General features: G+C 64.6%; 13 protein-coding genes. All 13 read right to left on the bottom strand.

What is annotated here, in order from left to right; all coding sequences use genetic code 11:
• Window position 1 precedes the first annotated feature (1 nt).
• From HF690_RS14560 to HF690_RS14620, 13 genes are read right to left on the bottom strand one after another with little or no spacing between them, the layout of a single operon-like run.
• Window positions 2–3955 (bottom strand): type VI secretion system protein, encoded by a 3954-nt coding sequence (locus HF690_RS14560; protein ID WP_168609969.1) that lies wholly within the window; start codon window positions 3953–3955, stop codon window positions 2–4.
• On the bottom strand, window positions 3952–4728 hold the full coding sequence (locus tag HF690_RS14565; RefSeq protein WP_168184699.1) for a DotU family type IV/VI secretion system protein: 777 nt from the start codon (window positions 4726–4728) through the stop codon (window positions 3952–3954). Before HF690_RS14565 ends, HF690_RS14560 begins: the two co-directional genes overlap by 4 nt.
• Window positions 4729–4737: 9 nt before the next feature.
• Window positions 4738–6156 (bottom strand): type VI secretion system baseplate subunit TssK, encoded by a 1419-nt coding sequence (gene tssK, locus HF690_RS14570; RefSeq protein WP_168609970.1) that lies wholly within the window; start codon window positions 6154–6156, stop codon window positions 4738–4740.
• Window positions 6157–6165: 9 nt separating this feature from the next.
• On the bottom strand, window positions 6166–6639 hold the full coding sequence (locus HF690_RS14575) for a hypothetical protein (RefSeq protein WP_168609971.1): 474 nt from the start codon (window positions 6637–6639) through the stop codon (window positions 6166–6168).
• Window positions 6639–7037, bottom strand: a complete 399-nt coding sequence (locus tag HF690_RS14580; RefSeq protein ID WP_113064927.1) for a DUF4150 domain-containing protein — start codon at window positions 7035–7037, stop codon at window positions 6639–6641. The genes HF690_RS14575 and HF690_RS14580 overlap by 1 nt, the downstream gene beginning before the upstream one ends.
• 7 nt (window positions 7038–7044) lie before the next feature.
• Window positions 7045–7599 carry a DUF3540 domain-containing protein gene (locus HF690_RS14585; protein WP_168184698.1) on the bottom strand — a complete coding sequence of 185 codons (555 nt, stop codon included), beginning with the start codon at window positions 7597–7599 and terminating at the stop codon, window positions 7045–7047.
• A complete protein-coding gene (locus HF690_RS14590; protein ID WP_168609972.1) occupies window positions 7599–8666 on the bottom strand; it encodes a pentapeptide repeat-containing protein in 1068 nt (355 codons plus the stop codon). Before HF690_RS14590 ends, HF690_RS14585 begins: the two co-directional genes overlap by 1 nt.
• Window positions 8663–11254, bottom strand: coding sequence for a DUF2169 family type VI secretion system accessory protein (locus tag HF690_RS14595; protein WP_168609973.1), 2592 nt, complete (start codon window positions 11252–11254; stop codon window positions 8663–8665). The genes HF690_RS14590 and HF690_RS14595 overlap by 4 nt, the downstream gene beginning before the upstream one ends.
• A gap of 7 nt (window positions 11255–11261) precedes the next feature.
• Window positions 11262–13847 (bottom strand): contractile injection system protein, VgrG/Pvc8 family, encoded by a 2586-nt coding sequence (locus HF690_RS14600; RefSeq protein ID WP_168609974.1) that lies wholly within the window; start codon window positions 13845–13847, stop codon window positions 11262–11264.
• Complete coding sequence (gene tssG, locus HF690_RS14605) at window positions 13844–14968, bottom strand: type VI secretion system baseplate subunit TssG (protein ID WP_168609975.1); 1125 nt, start codon at window positions 14966–14968, stop codon at window positions 13844–13846. The genes HF690_RS14600 and tssG overlap by 4 nt, the downstream gene beginning before the upstream one ends.
• Window positions 14932–16752 (bottom strand): type VI secretion system baseplate subunit TssF, encoded by a 1821-nt coding sequence (gene tssF / locus HF690_RS14610; RefSeq protein ID WP_168609976.1) that lies wholly within the window; start codon window positions 16750–16752, stop codon window positions 14932–14934. Before tssF ends, tssG begins: the two co-directional genes overlap by 37 nt.
• On the bottom strand, window positions 16749–17141 hold the full coding sequence (locus HF690_RS14615) for a GPW/gp25 family protein (RefSeq protein ID WP_168609977.1): 393 nt from the start codon (window positions 17139–17141) through the stop codon (window positions 16749–16751). Before HF690_RS14615 ends, tssF begins: the two co-directional genes overlap by 4 nt.
• A gap of 35 nt (window positions 17142–17176) precedes the next feature.
• The gene (locus HF690_RS14620; RefSeq protein ID WP_113064919.1) at window positions 17177–17743 is read right to left on the bottom strand and encodes an Hcp family type VI secretion system effector; all 567 of its coding nucleotides are present in this window, start codon (window positions 17741–17743) and stop codon (window positions 17177–17179) included.
• Window positions 17744–17775: the final 32 nt, after the last annotated feature.

Below are 17775 nucleotides of genomic sequence, written 5' to 3' on the forward strand. Positions count from 1 at the left end.
CTCACCAGAGAACCGGCGCGTTCTGCGGAAACACGGGTAGATCGAGCGAGGTGGGTTTCTTGGTCTTCGGGTCCTGGGCGCTGAGGTCCAGGGTCAGGTAGAACGTGGCACGCTGCGGCGACGTGGTGGATGCCGAAGCGGACGATTTGCCGGTGCTGTCCCGGTGGATCATGGGCACGTTGAACTGCAGCCATTGCCGTCCCGGATTCATGCTGTCCGTAGTCACACTACTGGCGTGATGCAGATCGAGTAGATGCAGCAGCGCCCAGGGACCGCTGGCGCTGAACAAGGCGTCGTCGCCGCTGACCTGGAGATCGCGCTGGCTCGCGTCCGGCAACGGCATGAAGCGTGAACCCGTTGCCCACTGCAGCGACAGTGTGAGCGATTGCCCGTAGTTCCATGGAAGCGTGCTGTCGCCATTCGGCCACGTCGCCGCGCTGCCATCCGAGCTCAGATTCCAGGCGATCAACTGGTCGCTGTACGGCGATTTCTGTGGCATGGCCCGGAAACCGACTCCCAGATCGAGCGGCTTCGGCTGCGGTTTGGCCAGCAGGTTGCCCGCGAGGAAGGACTCCACGGCATCAAGCTTTGCGACGAAGTCGCGCATCTTCGCGGCCTTGTCGCCCTGAGCTGTCTTCAGCCAGGTCTCCAGCTCCGGTTTCTCGCTGTCGTAGTAGACGAAGAACGCGCGGACATTGCTCAGTGAGACATCGTGCGTACCCGCTGCGCCGAATGGATAGCGTCCGGCGATCTGACTGTTGAACAGCATGGCGATACGGTAGTAATGCAGATCCATGCTGGACTGCCCGTGTCCAGTGCAGGCCATGCTCGCGACCTTCTCCATCGCCTCGCGGCGTTTGGAGAACAGGTCGTTGCCGAGCGTCGAACCCTTGTAGGCGGCCAGCGTGGCGGCGCAGTTGTCGTAGGTCATCGGCTGCAACTGCTTGACGAAGAAATCATCGAGCTTGGCCGTCTGACCTGCCGGATCGGAAAACTGCACCGCGCTGTTGAGCGCATCGATAGTGTTGCCCCAGAACGCATCGGTCTGGTCGTTCTTGCGTTGGCTGTCGTTGGTGCCGGTGGAGTTCTTCAGCAACGTCACGAACGGAGCGGCATAGCCGGCCAGTACCTGCACGCGCTCCAGCTGACGACTCAGATAGGATTGCACCACGGCCGGCGGGCCGAGGTCGAACACGCTGTTGCTGCTGTCGTCGGCGGACTGGACCGGCGGATCGTAGAGCTGGCTGGCGACGGCCAGACCCGACACGTCAGCCAGACGATCCGAAGCGTAGTTGCGCATGCACTGGCCGACGCGATTCGCCAGCGGCGTCAGCTGCAACTGTCGAAGCTGCTGCTGTGCCTGCAGGATCGGTCCCAGTGCCGTGGACAGATGATTACTCTCGGCGGCGAGTTCCCGATCCAGTTGCGAGGTCGCGTCCAGTCCCGCCGCATCTTGCGTATCCGGTGCGCCGAGCTGGTTCTGTGCGATATCGCTCTCGGCCACCGCATCCAGTTGGGTCAGTGCCAGACGCTGATAGAGCGGTGTGTCGTCGCTTCCGCTCTGCCCGCTCGGCGGCAGCTGTGCAGCGATGAAATTCTGGTAGTCGCGCAATTGCGTCAGCACTTCGGTGAAGGTGCCCGACTTCCAGCCGCTGACCGAGCCGTCGCAACTGAAGGGTTGCAGTGTTTTGACTTGCGCAAACCCCAGTGTGGCGAGTGCCTTCAATCCTGTTGCCTCACGCTGGAACCCCGGGCTGATGCCCTGCAGCTGCTCGGTGGCCGCATCGACCACGAACAGGGAACCGTAGGGTGCGAGATGCGCCTGACGCAGACTGTCCACGGCAGGCTGGTAGCACGACTTTTCGTTCAGATAGCTCAGCGCATTGCGCAGGGAGTCATCGTAGTGATGAATGCCGATCAGCTGTTCGATACCGGGCGTGATGGCGCGCCGGGTGCGTTCGCACGGGTTGTCGTAGGCGGTCGACGTCAGCCATGAACTGTTGATCCAGTCCAGCCAGTCGTTGAAGTTGCGCAGCGGGTCCAGGATCGGTGCGCGTGTCGCCTGCAGCCTGCCAAGCAAGCGCGGTCCGGAATCGACGTCATCGAGCAGGTCGTCGCGTACTTGCCGCACCATCGAATCGATGCGCTTCGTGTAGCTGTCGCGCTGCTGCGACGAAAGATGCGGCGCATTGCCGTAGGTGGTTTCGGCCAGGGCCGTCGTCAACGCACTCCGCGGACGCATCGCCACGGCCGGCAAGGGTTTTCCGTATACGTACAGAGCCAGTGCCGACAATTCCTGCAACTCTGCCTTGCGCCGGCTCCGCAAGCCGGGTTCGGACAGTCGGGCCAGGCGGTCGAGATTGGTTTCCAGCGTCGACAGCGCGTTGAGCATCTGCGTCAGCTGTCCGCGCTCGGCATCGAAGTCCTGCCCCGGCGTGCTGTTCCCGTTCTTCGTGGTCAGGGTGGTGCGCGACAGTTCCAGCATGCGCTGCCGGAGCTGGCATGCGAGCGCCGGAAAGACCACGGACCCCAGCGTCTTCGAGGACACTTCCCGTGCCACGCCGTCACTCACGCGATCATCGACCCAGGACAACGGGATCGCCACACGCCCGATATGCGTGTCCAGCTGTGCCACCTGGGCAATCAATCCGTATACATGATCGCGGCCCAGGCACCCCTCATGCTGCGCCTTGGCGCTGAGATGGATGTCGACCAGCGCACTGCGCAAAGCGTCGACCTGCGCATGGAGCCGCCATGTCGACCAGGGCAATGCCGCTGCCAGCAACAGGGCTGCGGCGACCATGCCGACCTGGATGCGGCGGATCAGGCGATTGCGGGCAAAGAAGCCACGCTGGGTACGCTGGGCCAGACGCCGTTCGGCGAAGACCTTGTCGCGGAGGAAACCTTCGACGAAAGCGATGTCACGACGCGGGGAGTCGGATTTGACGTTCTCCGCACGGATGGCGCCCGTGAAATAGATGCCGCGGCAGAATGCGCGTGTCTCGTAGCTGTTGGGCTTGAAGACAATGCCCAGATAGCGCTGCAATGCCGACTGCAATCCGCCCATCGCACGCGGGAACAGGAAGAAATCGTCGACGTCGTCGATGTGATCGTGACTGGCGGCAGCATCGAGCACCAGATCGCGCAGTCCGCGCGAGAGCTTGCCGAAGGCTTCTTCGACCCAGGCATCGGGCGTGCCGTTGTCGTTGATGGTGGGACTCGACCAGCCGATCATCTCCGCGCGCAATGCCTCCGGCTGCGCCTTCCAGAACGCATCGAATCCCTGCACGGCATCGCTGTGGCTGACCACGACATAGACCGGAAGCGCAAAGGCGAAGGCTTCCTGCACTTCCTGGATGCGCCGGAACGCGTGTGCGGCGTCCTCCGTCAAGGCCGCATCGTCGCCGCGCAGAAGGCGCTCGGCCGAAACGACCCACACGATGCCGTCCAGCGCGCGGTCCGGGCGCAGGCTGTCGATGTCTTCGAGCAGGCTGTTCCAGCGGGCATCCACCTCGGTATTGCCGGGCGGCAGACTCACGCCGCTTTCCGGGTCAAGCAGCATGCCCTGATCGAGGAAGTGCCAGTGTGCGTAGGGCGTGCAGGACTTCAGGTAGGCTTCTTGGCGGCTATCGCTGCGGGTCTTTCGATGCAGCATCGCTGGTGGAATGGATGCGGCCACACTGCTCTTGCCATCGCCCGGCAGTCCCATCAGCAGCAGCCACGGGCTGCGATAGCGCCAGTCACGGCGCGCCAGCACATAGCGAACGGCACGCTCGATCACGGCAAAACGCCGCCGCAAGGCATCGAACAGACTTTTCCATCTGCTCTGCTTGGGCTGCGGTGCGACCGAAGGTTTCGGCGGGCGCTTGGCGCGCCGTGCCCGCCACATCAGGACCACGATCAGTGCCAGTGCAACGACCGCGACGACCAAGCTCACGATGAACAACGTGCTCATGGCGCACCACCCAGAGTGTTCACCACCGACCAGGTCAACGTGAGCCAGATGGCCGAGGACACCAGCAGGTAGCCGACGGTGACATAGGCGGCCGCTCGCAGCCACGGCGACAGCGCCGGTCGAATCTGCACGCTCGACTCATCCACTTGCACCGCATAGTCGTAGGCCTGCGGGAAGGCATGCTCGCGCTGCTTTCCGATGTCGCCCAGGCGGGCAAGCTTGTACAGCCGGCTGCGGTAGGCACGCAGGACATTGCGACCTTCCGGACCGCGGTACATGCCCTGGAAACCGAGCTGCAGGGCCAGCAGAAAGACGGCCGCCAGATTCGCTTCCAGCACGGAAGGCGCACGGCATTCCACCAGCGCCTTGGCCAGCGCGAAGAACTGGCGGCCGGCAATGCGGCTGCGTGCGATCGAGTATTCGATGAGATGTTCGGTCCAGTGCGCGGTCCAGTCGTTGGTTCCGGGACGCGACAGATCGAAGATGCAGATCTCGTCAGCCAGCGCTGCCATCACGTAGCGGGTGCGCCGATAGGCATCCATTTCCGCACCCGTGGCGGTGCCGCGAACTTCATGCATCTGCGCATCCATCACGGCCAGCAGCCGCGCGGCGACGCGCTCGGCCATCACGTGCGGATCGATTTCCGCATGCGGCGTATCCGGTTCGAGCAGGCGCGTCAGTTCCTGACTGCGTGCAGCCTGTTTGATCCGCGCGAGTTCCTCGTAGAACGCCGAGAAATGCTCGAGCAGGAAATTCCGGTCGGATCGCCTCATCAACATCGATCAACCGTCTCCACTCGATGGCGCCGCCGGCATGGCTTCGCGCGTGCGTGGCAGATACAGGAGAATCGACGCCGGCACTTCGTCGCCGGGTTCGCCGAGGATCACGAGTTCGTCATCGTCCACGATCAGACGTCGGGTCTTGCCCTCGTCGAGTTCGATGTTGGCATTGCGGATCTCGAACACGAACGATCCCGGACGCAGATTCAGCGCAGCGATCCTGGTGGCGTCGGCCTCGCGCACGCCGGCACCGGGGAAGCGTCGGCGGAGCAGCGTCTGCAGCATTTCATGCGCGGCGATGCGCGCGTTGCGCAACCAGTTGCCCAGCGCCGGACCGGTCTGGCCGGAACGGGGACGCAGTTCGATGAACAGCGAGTCGGTACGCGTGCCCGCCGGCAAACGGCAACGGAAGCCCGAACGGCCGACCGGCTCGAATTCGAGTACCCGGTAGTCCGCATTGAGCTGGTCGATCTGGGTCGTGATGTAGCGGATGGCCTGCTGGAACGCCGGCATGCAGTCGTTGTGCACGTAACCGGGCAAGGCCGGCGGTTGCGGCGCACTGGGCGTGGCCGCGACAAAGCCGACCAATTGCGCAAGCGCCACGTACAACTCGTACGGATGCGCGACTCCGGACTTCAGCGCCACATCGAAGGCCGGCAAGGCCATCGCCAGGCAACGCGCGGCGTAGACCTGTGCGACGCTGTCCTCGCCGTAGCGCGGCTGTTCGCCGATACGCACCCCGAGCAGTTCGCGGTATTTGGCCCACAATCTGGCCGACAGATTGTCCAGTAGATTGCGCAGCGACACATCGCCCTGGAATGCACTCGCGGCCAGATCGAGCATGGGCGGGTGGAAATCGGTCAGATGCACGCCTCGTGTGTCGCCGCGCAGTCGCAGCAGCGGAAACGAGCAGTAGCTCTTGGGTACGCTGTCGCCGGCGTACAGTCCGATGCGCGGACGCAGCCGGTCGACATTGATCTCGTCCTGCACATTGCTTTCGTCCGCTTCCAGCGCACCCGGCTCGGTGGTGTAGCGCTGCATGTCGCCGATGTTGCTGGCCGCGCCCCTTCCGCGGACCGGAATCCGCAGGTGCACGGAGACATTCGGCGCGCCGGTCCAGTCGTGCTTGGACAGATCGAGCATCAGCGGCTGCGGGGCATAGTGACCGGGGTAATCGATCACCAGGCCATCGCCCATCACCGCGCGCAAACGCTCGACGACCACCCTGCCCTTGACCAGTTCGGTCATGTCCAGCGCCAACTCCTGGATGCCCCAGAAGTTCGGTTGCACGGCAGCCAGGCGCTGGCGCAGCGTGGCGTGCCAGTAGATATCGTTCTGCTGGAAGTGCTGCGGCGAGAGCAGCATGCCCTCCGTCCAGGAGACGGCCTCGGGAAGCAATTGCGTGGAGTCGGCGGCGGACATGGTTCTACCTCAGGGTTCGCTAACGTGGACGGCCGACGCTTCCAGCCAGATCGTGGGGTGCTTGTATCCGGTCAGGTCGATGCGTCCCTGCCCCGACGGACTCAGGTAACCGGCGAAGGCATAGACGGCGACGGCCTTGCCGTGCCGCTTGGGAAGCTTGACGGCATCGACCATCGAGGCCGGCGTGACCTGCAGGGACACGACGTCGGCGGACGTGCCGAGACCATTGCGCAGGCTGGCCTTCTTCTTGAACCAGTCCGGGGATGTCTTCGGTATCAGCGCCATGGCCGTCTTGTCGTAGATGAACACCAGATCGAGTGCCGTGGCCGAATCGGCATTCGCGTCCGGCACCGCGACCACGCGCATGTCCTTCACCGCCGCGGTCTTGCCGCCCCACGGCACCAGCTTGGACAGGAAACTGCAGCCGGACAGTCCGGTCAGAACCATCAGCGTGAACGTGACGATGGCGATACGGCGGCGCATCAGCTGAACACCAGAACGGAAATCTGCGCCGGCGTCAGCGACGTACCCTCGGCGTTCGGCAGCATGCCGTTCTGGCCGGTCAGGTCGAAGAGGTGCGAACACGGAATGCCTCCCACATACACCGTGAAACTGCCCAGCAGCGTGCGCCCCGGCCCCATGAACATGACCGACTCGATGCCACCCTGCAGGCCGGCTTCGTCGCCCTGCGTCATGCTGCTGATGGTCAGCAGGTTCTCGCCCAGCCCCCCGCCGATGATGATCTCGAACTGCACCGGGATGTCCATGAACGACAGCGAGATATTCGGGAACGGCGTCGGCGTCGGCACGCCCGCGATCGGGACATTGCAGACGTCCGGGAAAGCGAGGCTCATCACGCCGAGGTTGGTGTTCGCGAACATCTTCCGATCACCCCAGACTGACGCGCTCGGCGTCGATCTTGGCATCCTGCCGCGCGGTGATCAGGGCCTGCTCGCTGTCGATGCGCAGCAGTTGCCGTGCAGTAACCAGGAAATGCTCGACCTGACCGACGTAGTGGCTGGCCGTCTGCACCAGGGACTCGGCCGCGCTGGTAAACACGTTGCGCGCATTGAGCGAAAGCGGACCGCGCGCAGCCGTGATGTCGACCGTGTCGGCGGCGCGCATGGAGATGGTCTTCTCGGCGGTCACGTCCACGTCCGGCTGGCGGATCGACAGACGCTGCGCGCCGGGCACGGCCATCACCACCTCCTCACGTTCCTCGCGATCGAGCACATGCAGCACGTGGTAGCGGCCTTCGGCGGTGCGAACCAGCAGGACTACGTCGCCGGGCTGCGGCGTGATCAGGCAGGACACGGCCTGCCGTGCGCTGCGTCCGTCCTGCATCAACCAGATGCCGCCGTCCAGCGCTTCGCGGACTACGGCCTCGGACCATTCGGGTGCTTGTTGCGCACGAGTGAATCGGCGTCGTTGGGTGGCGAACATCAGTGCATCTCCAGTGAGAGGGATCGGGCTTCGACGGCCAGGCGTTGTGCCGAGGTGCCGCGGAGGCCGGTACATCGGGCATCCTCGAACGACGCATCGGCGAGACGTGCGTCGTGAAGGTTGCCGTGACGAAAATCGGTGTGATCGAAGGCGACGCGCTCGCCGCGGGCATGCTCGAATCGCGCGTAGGTGAGATCGGCGCCGGTGAAATCGATATCCTGCAGACGGCTTTCGTCCCAGTTGCTGGCGGAGAGCTTCGCGCCGTCCAGGCGTACATGGCGCAGCTCCGCGCCCTGGAAGATCACGTTGGGTGCGCACAGATCGCGGGCGTCGACATCCTCGAGCACGGATTCCAGCAGCAACGCGCGGCTCAGATCGGCGCCTTCGGCCCTGCACTGTGCGAGGTGCGCCTTGCGCAGATTCGCCTCGCGCAGAATCGTGCCGCGAAGATCGCTGCCGACGAAGGATGCGCTTTCCAGCAGGCAGCGCTCCAGCGACACCGAACGCAGGTCCATGCCGTCGAAACGGGCCTGCTTCAGCACGCAGGCCTTCGCGTGCAGACCCAGGATGTCAAGGCTGCGGAAATCGACATCCGGCAGCACCGACTGGTCCAGTATCGCGCCTCGGAATGCGGCCTGATCGAGTTCGCATTGGGCGAACACGCTTCGATGCATCGTCGCCGCACTCCAGTCGCTGCGCTGCAGGTCGCTGCGGGTGGCGACGCTGACCGACCACTCCGCCTTCGACCAGGTGCTGGCGGGCAGTGCGCATGCAGTGAAGGCGCTCTGCGCAACCTTCACCTTCGACCAGGAAGAACCGCCCAGCCGGGTTTTCGTGAAGCTGCAGCTTTCCAGGTTCGCCGCCTCGAAATCGGCACCTTCGAGATCGCAGTCGATGAAGGTCACTCGATTCAGCGTCGCACCGCGCAGACGCGCGTTGCGCCAGCGCACCTTGCTCAGCACGAGTCCGTCGATGTGCCGGCCGCTTCCGTCGAGTTCGCCCAGGTCGACGTCGTGCAGAGGCTTGCCCATGCGCTGCAGACGGGCGATGTCTTCCCAACTCGTCATCGCGGCAACCTCCGCCCCGGCTCCAGACGCACTTCGTCCAGACAGGCGTGATCGAAGTGCGCCTCGGTGCAATCGGCCTGCATGAAGTTGGCGCCGTGCAAATCCGCGTCGCGGAAATCCGCGCGTCGGCACATGGCCTGATAGAAGTCCGCGGCCTCGGCCCGCGCGCTGCCGAGATCGCTGCCCATGAACAGCGAACGGTAGAACAGCGAGCGTTGGAGCGTGGACCCAGCCAGATTGGCGCCACTGAAATCGCACTGCCGGAATTCACCATCGGTGAGATCGACATCGAGCAACGTGGCATCGCGCCAGCTGCTGCGGTCGGCATCGACGCGCTGCAGGTCGGCACGACTCCAGTCGGCGCCGCCACCGGCCTGGACCCGGATCAACCGGGCTCCGGACCAGCGACTGTCAGTGAGCAGGCATTCCATCAGCACGCTGCGCTCCAGCGCGGCCTCGCTCCAGTCGCTGGCGTTGAAATCCGAACCCAGCGCGACCGTTCTCTCCCAGTGCGAGTGCTCCCAGTGGCTGCCCTGCCCGCGTGCATGCAGCAGTACACAGTCGCTGAGCCGGGTGCCGCGCAGGTCGGCACGAACCAGGTTGATGTTGGACGCCGTCCACTGATCCATGTGCGCACCACTGAGATCGGCGTCCTGCCAGTCCGATTCGGCGGATTGGGTGCCCTTGAAGCTGGCGCTTCGGAACACAGTGCGACGCGCTCTGGTTCGCGCCAGGTTGGCGCCGTCGAACATCGCGCTGGTGCAGTCGGCTGCGTCCAGGCACGCGCCGGTCAACGCCACCTCGCTGAAGTTCGCACCTTCCAGTCGCGCTCCGCTGAGGTCGGAGGATTCCAGCAATGCTCCGCTGAGATCGGCGCCGGACAGAATCGCGCCGCGCAGATTGGCGCCGGCCAGATCGCATCCGCGCAGAGACTCGCCCTCGCGCACGCGCTGCACGATCCATTGTCCGATCGCCGTGGCGGCGGCGGACGTCAGGGGCCGCACCGGCGCCGTGGGTGTAGGCGCGGCCAGACGCGCCTTGCGCTGGAGATCCTCGAGTTGTGCGATAGGCGGCGGCGATGGCTGCGTGTCGCCGATTTCGGACAACATGCCCAGCGCGACATCGCCGTGCTGCGCCAGGTCGAGGGCCTCGGCTTCGTTCATCGCGGTGGGCGGTGCGGCTTCCGGCAGTTCGCCGAATTTCGCCAGCGCCTCCTCGCGCCGCGCCTGGGCCTTCTGGCGCGCCTGCTCGGCCGCCTGTTGCGCGCTGTCCAGAAGCGGACCCAAGTCGAAATCGCCACGCTTCAACGCTGCTGCCGAAGGTGTCTGAATGGAGACCGGATCCTCCTCTTCCTGCGGTGCCTCAGCAGGCGGCAATCCTCCGTGCGCCTCGAATTCGGCGCGCATGTCCGCCTCGCGCGTCTCCCGTGCACGCCGCTTCTTCGCACGCTCCTGTTCCTCTTCGTGCGCGTGCCGGGCCTGTGTGGCGGCATCGAGGTCGGGCGTGAGCTGGGACTCGTTGAATACGTGCCGCGCGAGCGTATCCCGGTTCATGCGCACGGCGAGCGTTTCGCCATAGTGCTGAACGGGGCGCGGTGCGTCGGACTGATGCTCGTAGGCACACATGAGCGCGTCGATGTCGAGCGCCATGGAATCCTGGGTCATCGCCTCGCCGCGGTGAATCGCCACGCCGAGCTCGACTTCCGGAAAGAACCAGACGGTATCGAAGCGCAGCGGCACTTCTTCGACCACATCGGCCGCGGCGCCCTTGCGGTGGAGGAACACACGCGGACGCATGTCGGGCAGACATCCCTCGATCACCGGATGCTGCGGATGCATGCCTTCGAGCCGATAGCTTTCCCCGCCCTGGAACAGGCCCTCGATACGCTGGTCGAGCGGCGCGGCATTGAAGAATTCGGGATCGGTATCGTCGGCCAGTCCAGGGAATCCCTTGGCATGCCACTGTTTGTCGTAGGTGCCGATCCATTGCCGACGCGGCATCCAGCTCACGTCCAGCGGGCCGAACCCGGCGGGCTCGTAGACACGCCGATGATTGCGCACCGGCTCACCGACGCGCTCCAGATTCGGCATGCTTCCGTGGTTGCGGCCGACCAGCGCGGCGAGTCGTTTGGGAAGGTATCCGCGCCCCTTCGGATTGCCCGGATGCCGATCGCCACCGAACGCGTTCTCCCAACGCAGCGGCATGCTGGTGAAAGGCGCGGGCGGCGTGATCTGCAAAAGTGGCAGCATGCCGTACATCCATTCCCGGTCGCCGATGACGCGCACGGACTTGTCGATCTCGCCCAGCGTCAGCCGCACCGTCATTTCGGTGGTGGCCAACCCATGCGCCGCATGCGCCTGCCCGGTCAGCAACACTTCGCCGCGCTGCTTGGGCATCAATTCATCGAGCGGCCGACCCATCGGAAGCTGATCGATGAGCTTGCGCCATTGCAGGTTGTCGCGCAGCAGGCTTTCCGCGCGCCCGCCCAGCTGGAAGAACTGCAGGGTCGCCGTGAGCAGGCGGTCGCGTCCGCGCCACCGGTACGGGCGGTGCATCAGGCCGAGCGTCATGGGTTTGACTATCTTCATGCGCGCCTCATACGTAGATGTACGTGATCGGGATGGAGATGCTGATCCCGGTGATGTCCACGGCCATGCGGGCCGCGGCCACGTTCAAAGCGATGCCGCCGCCGACGATTTCCACGGACGTGGTATCGCCCTTCACGCCGATGTGGGTCTCCGAGCCAGACACGCCGATCTCGGTGCTGGAGCCGGTGACCGAGATGCCGGTGCTTTCGCCGACGACGTTCAGACGCGTGGACGCACCGACCACGCTGGTATCGACGCTGGAGCCGGTGACGTTGGTCTGAATGTTGCTGCCAGTGACCGAGGTCGTGATGCTCGACCCCGTGACGCGCGTGTCGATCGCGCTGCCGGTCACCGACACGGCTTCCGTCGAGCCGGTCGCCGAAACCGAACTGCTCATGCCGGTCAGCGAGGCGCTGGTGACCATGCCGGTCAACGAGCTCTCGGTGCGCACGCCGGTCACCGACGATTGCAGCGCGACGCCGGTCATCGACATGCCGGTGCTGACTCCGATCGCGGAGGCGCTGGTGGTCACGCCGACGGTTTCGGTCGAGCTGTTCATGCCGGTCGCGGACATGTTGGTCTGCATCGCCGTGGTGGACGTGCCGACCACGATGTTCTGGGTCGACTTGCGCGTCGCCGTGCCCTGCGAAATGTCCTCGCTGTAGCTGTCACCGGTCACGGTCGAGTACGAGGTCGTCTTGCCGACGGTGCTCTTGCTCCACACCTCGGCGCCCTCGTGCGTGCTGTAGGTACAACCGAAGGAATCGGACCGGCTCAGCAGGCCGTCCTTGCCGTTCTCGGACGTGGAGTAGCTGTAGCTTCCACCCTGCGAATAACTGGTGTCGCGATAGTCGCCGGTGTCGTACTTGGACGTGACGATATTGACCGCCTTGTCCAGGTCGTAGTCCGAATGCAGGCCGAAGCGGATGCTCTGGTTGTCGCCGTAGCTGGTCGAGTAGCTGCTGCCCACGTTCGTGTTCGCGGTCCAGCCGGAAGGCGTGACCACCAGCGAACCGTTGGCCTGCACGATGCTCTGTACCTCGGGCAGCTCGGATTCGTCATTGGCGCGGGAAACCAGCACCATGACGCCGATTTCCGGCACGGTCTGCATGTGCGGCGCCAGTTTCACCCAGACCGGATCGCCAGGCGAACCGGGACTGGAGAACTGCACGTAGACGCCCTTGGTCATCAGATCCGTCGGCGAGGCCTGGGTGTCGCGCAGGCGCGCCGACTCCGGGTCGAAGTTCTGCGGTTCATAGAAACGCCAGTCCTGCGGACGCTGCCCTTCCACATCGACCACGCGGGCGATGATCGCACCCTGCTGGGTATCCTGGACCGAGAACGGACTGAGCAGCCCTTCCGCCTCGGTCGCCTCGAATGTGTTGGTGTAGCTGCCCTGGCTGGACGCCGAATGCTGCACCTGACTGAGCACGAACTGCCGGTTCTCCAGCGTCGGCCGAACCGGACGCGGCGAGGTGCCCTCGTCCATGTCGCCGCGCAGGGTGAAGCGGTGACCGACGCGGAAATGCCAGCACATGCTGCCGCCGTTGAGCTGGCTCGCCGACGACGCCAGGCACGACGCGGTGTTCTTCACGTATTCCTGTGCGCTGTCGTTGCTGAAGCCGTATTCGTAGGTCCGGTACTGGTTGAACGGCAGCTCGCCGGGATCGGCCGGCATCTGCGACGAGAAGGTCTGGTAATCGGCGACCGTGTCCTCCTCGGAGGCGCTTTCCTGGTGCACGAAACCGCCGCTGACGCCGCTGCTGGCCAGCGACTGCTCGTAGCTGTACTGGTAGACCACATCGTTGAAATGACGACCCAGATCGTCGATCGACGTGTAGGTGTAGCGCAGCGGCCGGTCGCCGAATGCCTGGGGATACACCGCACGGTTCGAGAACACGACCACGTGCCGGTCCCCGTAGTGCTTGAAGTAGTAGAAGATGTGCGCCTTGCTCATCAGGCGCTGCAGGAAGGCGTAGTCGCTCTCGCCCGACTGCAACCAGTCCTGCACGCGGGCCACCGCGAGATTGTTCTGCCCGGAGATGTCCTCCAGCGAATAGTCCAGGTAGTGACGGCGCATCAGCTGCTCGATGGCGTCGTGCACGCTCATCTGCGGATATACGCGGTAGTTGTTGGTCAGCGTCAGCTTCCACAGCGCCGGCTTCATGGTGATCTTGTAGACCGCGGGCTGCGCCATGGAGAACGACGTCACCACACCGTTGAAGACGTTCATGCCCGGCGCACTACCCTGCTTCACCGCCTGCACGAATCGCGCGGCGGCATCGGGTCGGTCGCTCTTGATCGCATCGTTGATGCCGACCGTGATGGGTCGACCCATCAGCGCACTGAAGTCCAGTTCCAGCGGCGCGGACGGATTCGTGTTGCCGCGCAGCTCCAACTGGTACTCGAAGGGCTGGGAGATGCTCTCCTGCCCCTTGAAGTCGATCAGCCGGAAAGTTTCGTCCCCCAGCCAGCGATTGCCCGGCATGGCGATGGCGCAATGCAGCCACAGCAGCGGCGAATCCGGTTCGCCGGCATGGCCGACCGTATCGACATGGGTCACACCGACCTTGTGCTCGCTGCGCGGACTCATGCGGCCACCGCCCTGTCGCCGTCGGCGCGCACCAGGAACTGCACTTTGCGCGAGGCGCGTGGTGTTCCACGCAACCAGGCCGTTTGACCCAGACGCAGGCCGTGGCTTTCGGCGCGTCCGCGCGGCAGACGCAGTATCGCCTCAGGCAAGTGCATGTCGTGCAGCGAGACCGTAACCAGGACGTCGACACGACGATCGAAAAGATAGTGCAGCATGGCCACCAGCGAACCGTGATTGCGTCCGAAGGTGTCACTGCGCTGATCCAGGCCTTTCGGTGCACGGTCGGCAAGCAAGGCGCACAGCGCCCGGTAGTCGAGCGGACCGATATCCATGCCCACACGCGCATGCTGGACCCATACTCGACGCCCCAGCGGCGCCGGATCGGCAAGACGACGGTGTCCGAGCCGCGTACGGTCGCGGGTTTCGATGTCGCGCCATCCGCCCAGCAGCGAACGCACCCGAACCGGAGCGCCGAGGTACAGCGTCAGCACGCGGGCCGCCGTGGCCGCGCTGCGCCGTCCGCTCGAAAGCAGACCGGCCAGCGCCAGCAGCGAACGCCGCGGCAGGGGCACTCGCTGGTCCAGAATGCGGGCGGCAGCGCCATCGAATGCGACCAGCCCCATGAGGGCGCCGACCGCCGCCGCATAGCGTGTGCGCTCCGGACGCAGCGCATCGAAAGCGGGCACGCTGGACGCTTTCAGTTCGTAGCGCAGCGTGCTGATGCGGTGGTTGAAGATATCGAGAAACTCCGCCATGCCGGCGTCGCGCTCGTTGAGTCGTTCACGTACCCATTCGGTGAAACTGTCGGGCATCGGACCGAGCATGCCGAGCACGGTGAAATTGGAGACGAACAGTTCCTTGCGGCGTTTCTCGCCGATCATGCGCCGCGGTATGCGCATGCGACCCGCCGAAATCTCGCTGCCCGGGAATGCCGATGACAATTCGCCTCGGAACCGAAGATTCGGATGCACGCGCGAAGCGCCCTGCTCGCGCGTGGCTGCATCGCTGTCCGCATCGGGCCACGACGCCAGTCGTACCCATTGGAAGAAGTCGAAACTCGCCGGCCGCGCCTGCAGGCGCGCGGCTAGAGGTTCGCCTGTGCGCCAGTCAGTGGAGGCCATATCTTCAGTTCCCCTCGATGGGTGGTCGATTCCAGAATCAGTTCAACGACGGTGTTGACCTCCGCGTAGAGCGCCATGAAGTGCCGCAGCACGGATGCGAAGAGCGCGGCGCTGGCGCCCTCGAAATGCCCCAAGTCGACCTGTAGGCGGATCTGCAGGCAATCGGTGAAACCGCGCACGGTTGCCCCCTTCGGCATGGCGCGTTGCACCCGTCGGGTCTGCAGCCCGCGCATGCCGTCGATCTGGCGATGGCCGTCGACGCTGGCCGAGCCCACATGCAAGCGCAGCAGGTTCTTGAGCGCCTCGGGGCCGTTGTCGCTGTCGACCAGCGACAGATGGTTCAGACACAACTGGGAAACCAGCGCCCACGGCCGATCGCCGATCATCTGCGGCGGCTGGTTCGGCGTCGGCTTGCTGGCCACAGTCAGCGAAGACACCGCGCCCGCGCCCTCCAGGTACAGCAGTTTTCCGGCGCGCAAGCGCGACGGCAGTCTGCGGTTGGTGCACACCGCGGTGCCGCCGATCATTTCCTCCGCCGGGTGCGCCGGCGCGAAGTCGGGATCGAGGAACGAGATGTAGGTCTCCGTGCCGTGCACGGCGCCGGTCTGGTTGATGCCGCGCCGCGAGGCATAGAAATAATCCTGACTTTCCAGATTCGCCGCCTCGTCCATCGAGAAGTACGGCGCAATCGGCCGAGGACTCTTGCCGGGCAGGATCGACACCAGCTCGCGTAGCGCGTAGATCTCGCAGAAGCGATGATGCTGCTCGTCGCCGATCAGCCGGTATTCGTATTTCTGCTGGTCCAGCACGAACGGTTCGAGGCGTTGTGGAAACAGATTGACCAGCGGCAAGCAGTTCAGGCGAAGCAGTGAAGCGTCCATCGCCGCCTTCATCGGCGGCAGATCGAGCAGGAACAGCAGTTCGAATTCCTTGTCGCCACCGCTCAGGTCGAGCCCGTCGACCTCGAAGAACATGAACTTCTGCGGAAACGCGAAGTACTCCTGCACCAGCCGATAGCCCGGATGCGTCAACGGGTGGGCGTCGAGCACAGCCTGGTCCTCGTCGAAACCGCACCAGCGCAGATGTTCGGGTTCGATGTAGCGCAGCTCTTCCTGCCCCGGAATACGGACGGCCATGCGCACCAGATGCAGCGCCAGCGCATCGTAGAGACGGTACGCATGCTTGTTCTCGGCATGGATGCAGAAACGCAGGAATGGCGGTTTCAGGGCCTGCAGACTGTCCTTGCCGAAGGCGCGCACCTTCGCCCGGAGCACCGAAGCCGTGCGCGTGTCGGAAGGATCGAGCGCGAAGGCATTGGTCGCGACCGTGCCCAGCTGCATGATCTTGAGTGGCCACAGCGGAGTATGAAAGCAGGTGCGGAACCGGCAGCGAATCTGCTGGCCATCCTCGGAGGTCGCCGTCGCGGACACCAGCCGCCCCCGCTCCAGCGCTGCGCCGTGCACGAAATTCGCACCGTCGGCACGTACGTCGATCTCGCCGAGCAGCATGGCCGGCAAGGGTGCCTCGAGATGCGGATACAGGATGCCGAGCAAGGCGTTCGGCAACACGGCTTGATCGGCTTCGAGCTGATAGCGCAGACGGCCGGTCAACCAGGCAAAGGACTGCATCAGCATCTCGACATGCGGGTCGCCGCTGCGTCCGTTGCTGAGCTGAAGGTTCTGGGCGATGGCCGGGAACGAACGGCCGAACTCGTCCGCCTCGTCGCGCAGCGAAGCCAGCTCGCTCTCGAACCACATTTTCAGGCGCGGCGTGTCCAGATTCATCGACGCTGCTCCGCCCGGGGCACGGCAAAGCGGAACTCGCGTGCCGTGCTCTCGCCAGGCAGCCGACCGTGGATCTTCAACGCCGCCGTCAACGAGTCGCGATCGCCTTCGACCCACTCCAACCGGGGTTCCAGCAAACGCGGCTCGTAATGGGCGATCGCACGTATCAGCCAGCGACCGTAACGCTCGCGGTCGCTGCTTCCGACGCCGAATTCGACGATGCTGGGCATGCCGAAGTCATCGATGCGGATGTCGCCGGAAGCGACGCTAGGGCGGCACTGCACCAGACGCTGGATCTGCTCCGCCACCGCCGCAGCGAGCTCGAACGGCGGCGCCTTGCCCATGCCGGGTTCATCCCGGTTGACCAGCTTTTCGAGCAGAAACTGCATCGCGGACTTCCCTTCGCCGGCACGCGGCGACGGCTTCAGGAGGTGAACTGACCGATCGGACGATTGCGCGAGATACTCCAGCCTGCCGACAGATTGCCGGCCGACTTCATGTCGGCGCGCTGGACCGTGTAGGTCCACAGCACTTCGGTGAAGTTGAGCTTGAACTGCTCGGTCGGCATGTCGTCCGCGTTGGACTGGAACTGGATCTCGCTGATGATCGCGTCACGCAGTTCGATGGTCATGATGTTGGCAGTGCTCTCGCCCGAGTTGCGGGCGATGTAGATCTTGGTCGGGTTCTTCGCCCCGGAACCGAGCGTCTTCGCCGCCAGGCACGCCTCGTACATCTTCACCGAGGTCTTGTCGACGTACTTCACGCAGGTGAACTCGGTGATGATGGGCCGGCCGGACGTGCGCGCGGAATTGCTGACGTCGGTGGTGATCTGCTGCTTCATGCCGTGGTGCACGGAGACCAGCTCCATGCACTGACCGAGCTTGAGCACCTTGTCGCGCCACTCATCGTCGATCAGGCTGCCGCCGTTGTCCCAGCTGTTCTTGCCGCCGAAGATCGACGGGTCGCCGGGTTGCAAGAGAATGAGGTCCATGGTCGCTCCTTGTATGGGATCCGGTGCCTAGG

The sequence above is a fragment of the Oleiagrimonas citrea genome (assembly GCF_012395255.1).
GTDB classification, from domain to species: domain Bacteria; phylum Pseudomonadota; class Gammaproteobacteria; order Xanthomonadales; family Rhodanobacteraceae; genus Oleiagrimonas; species Oleiagrimonas citrea.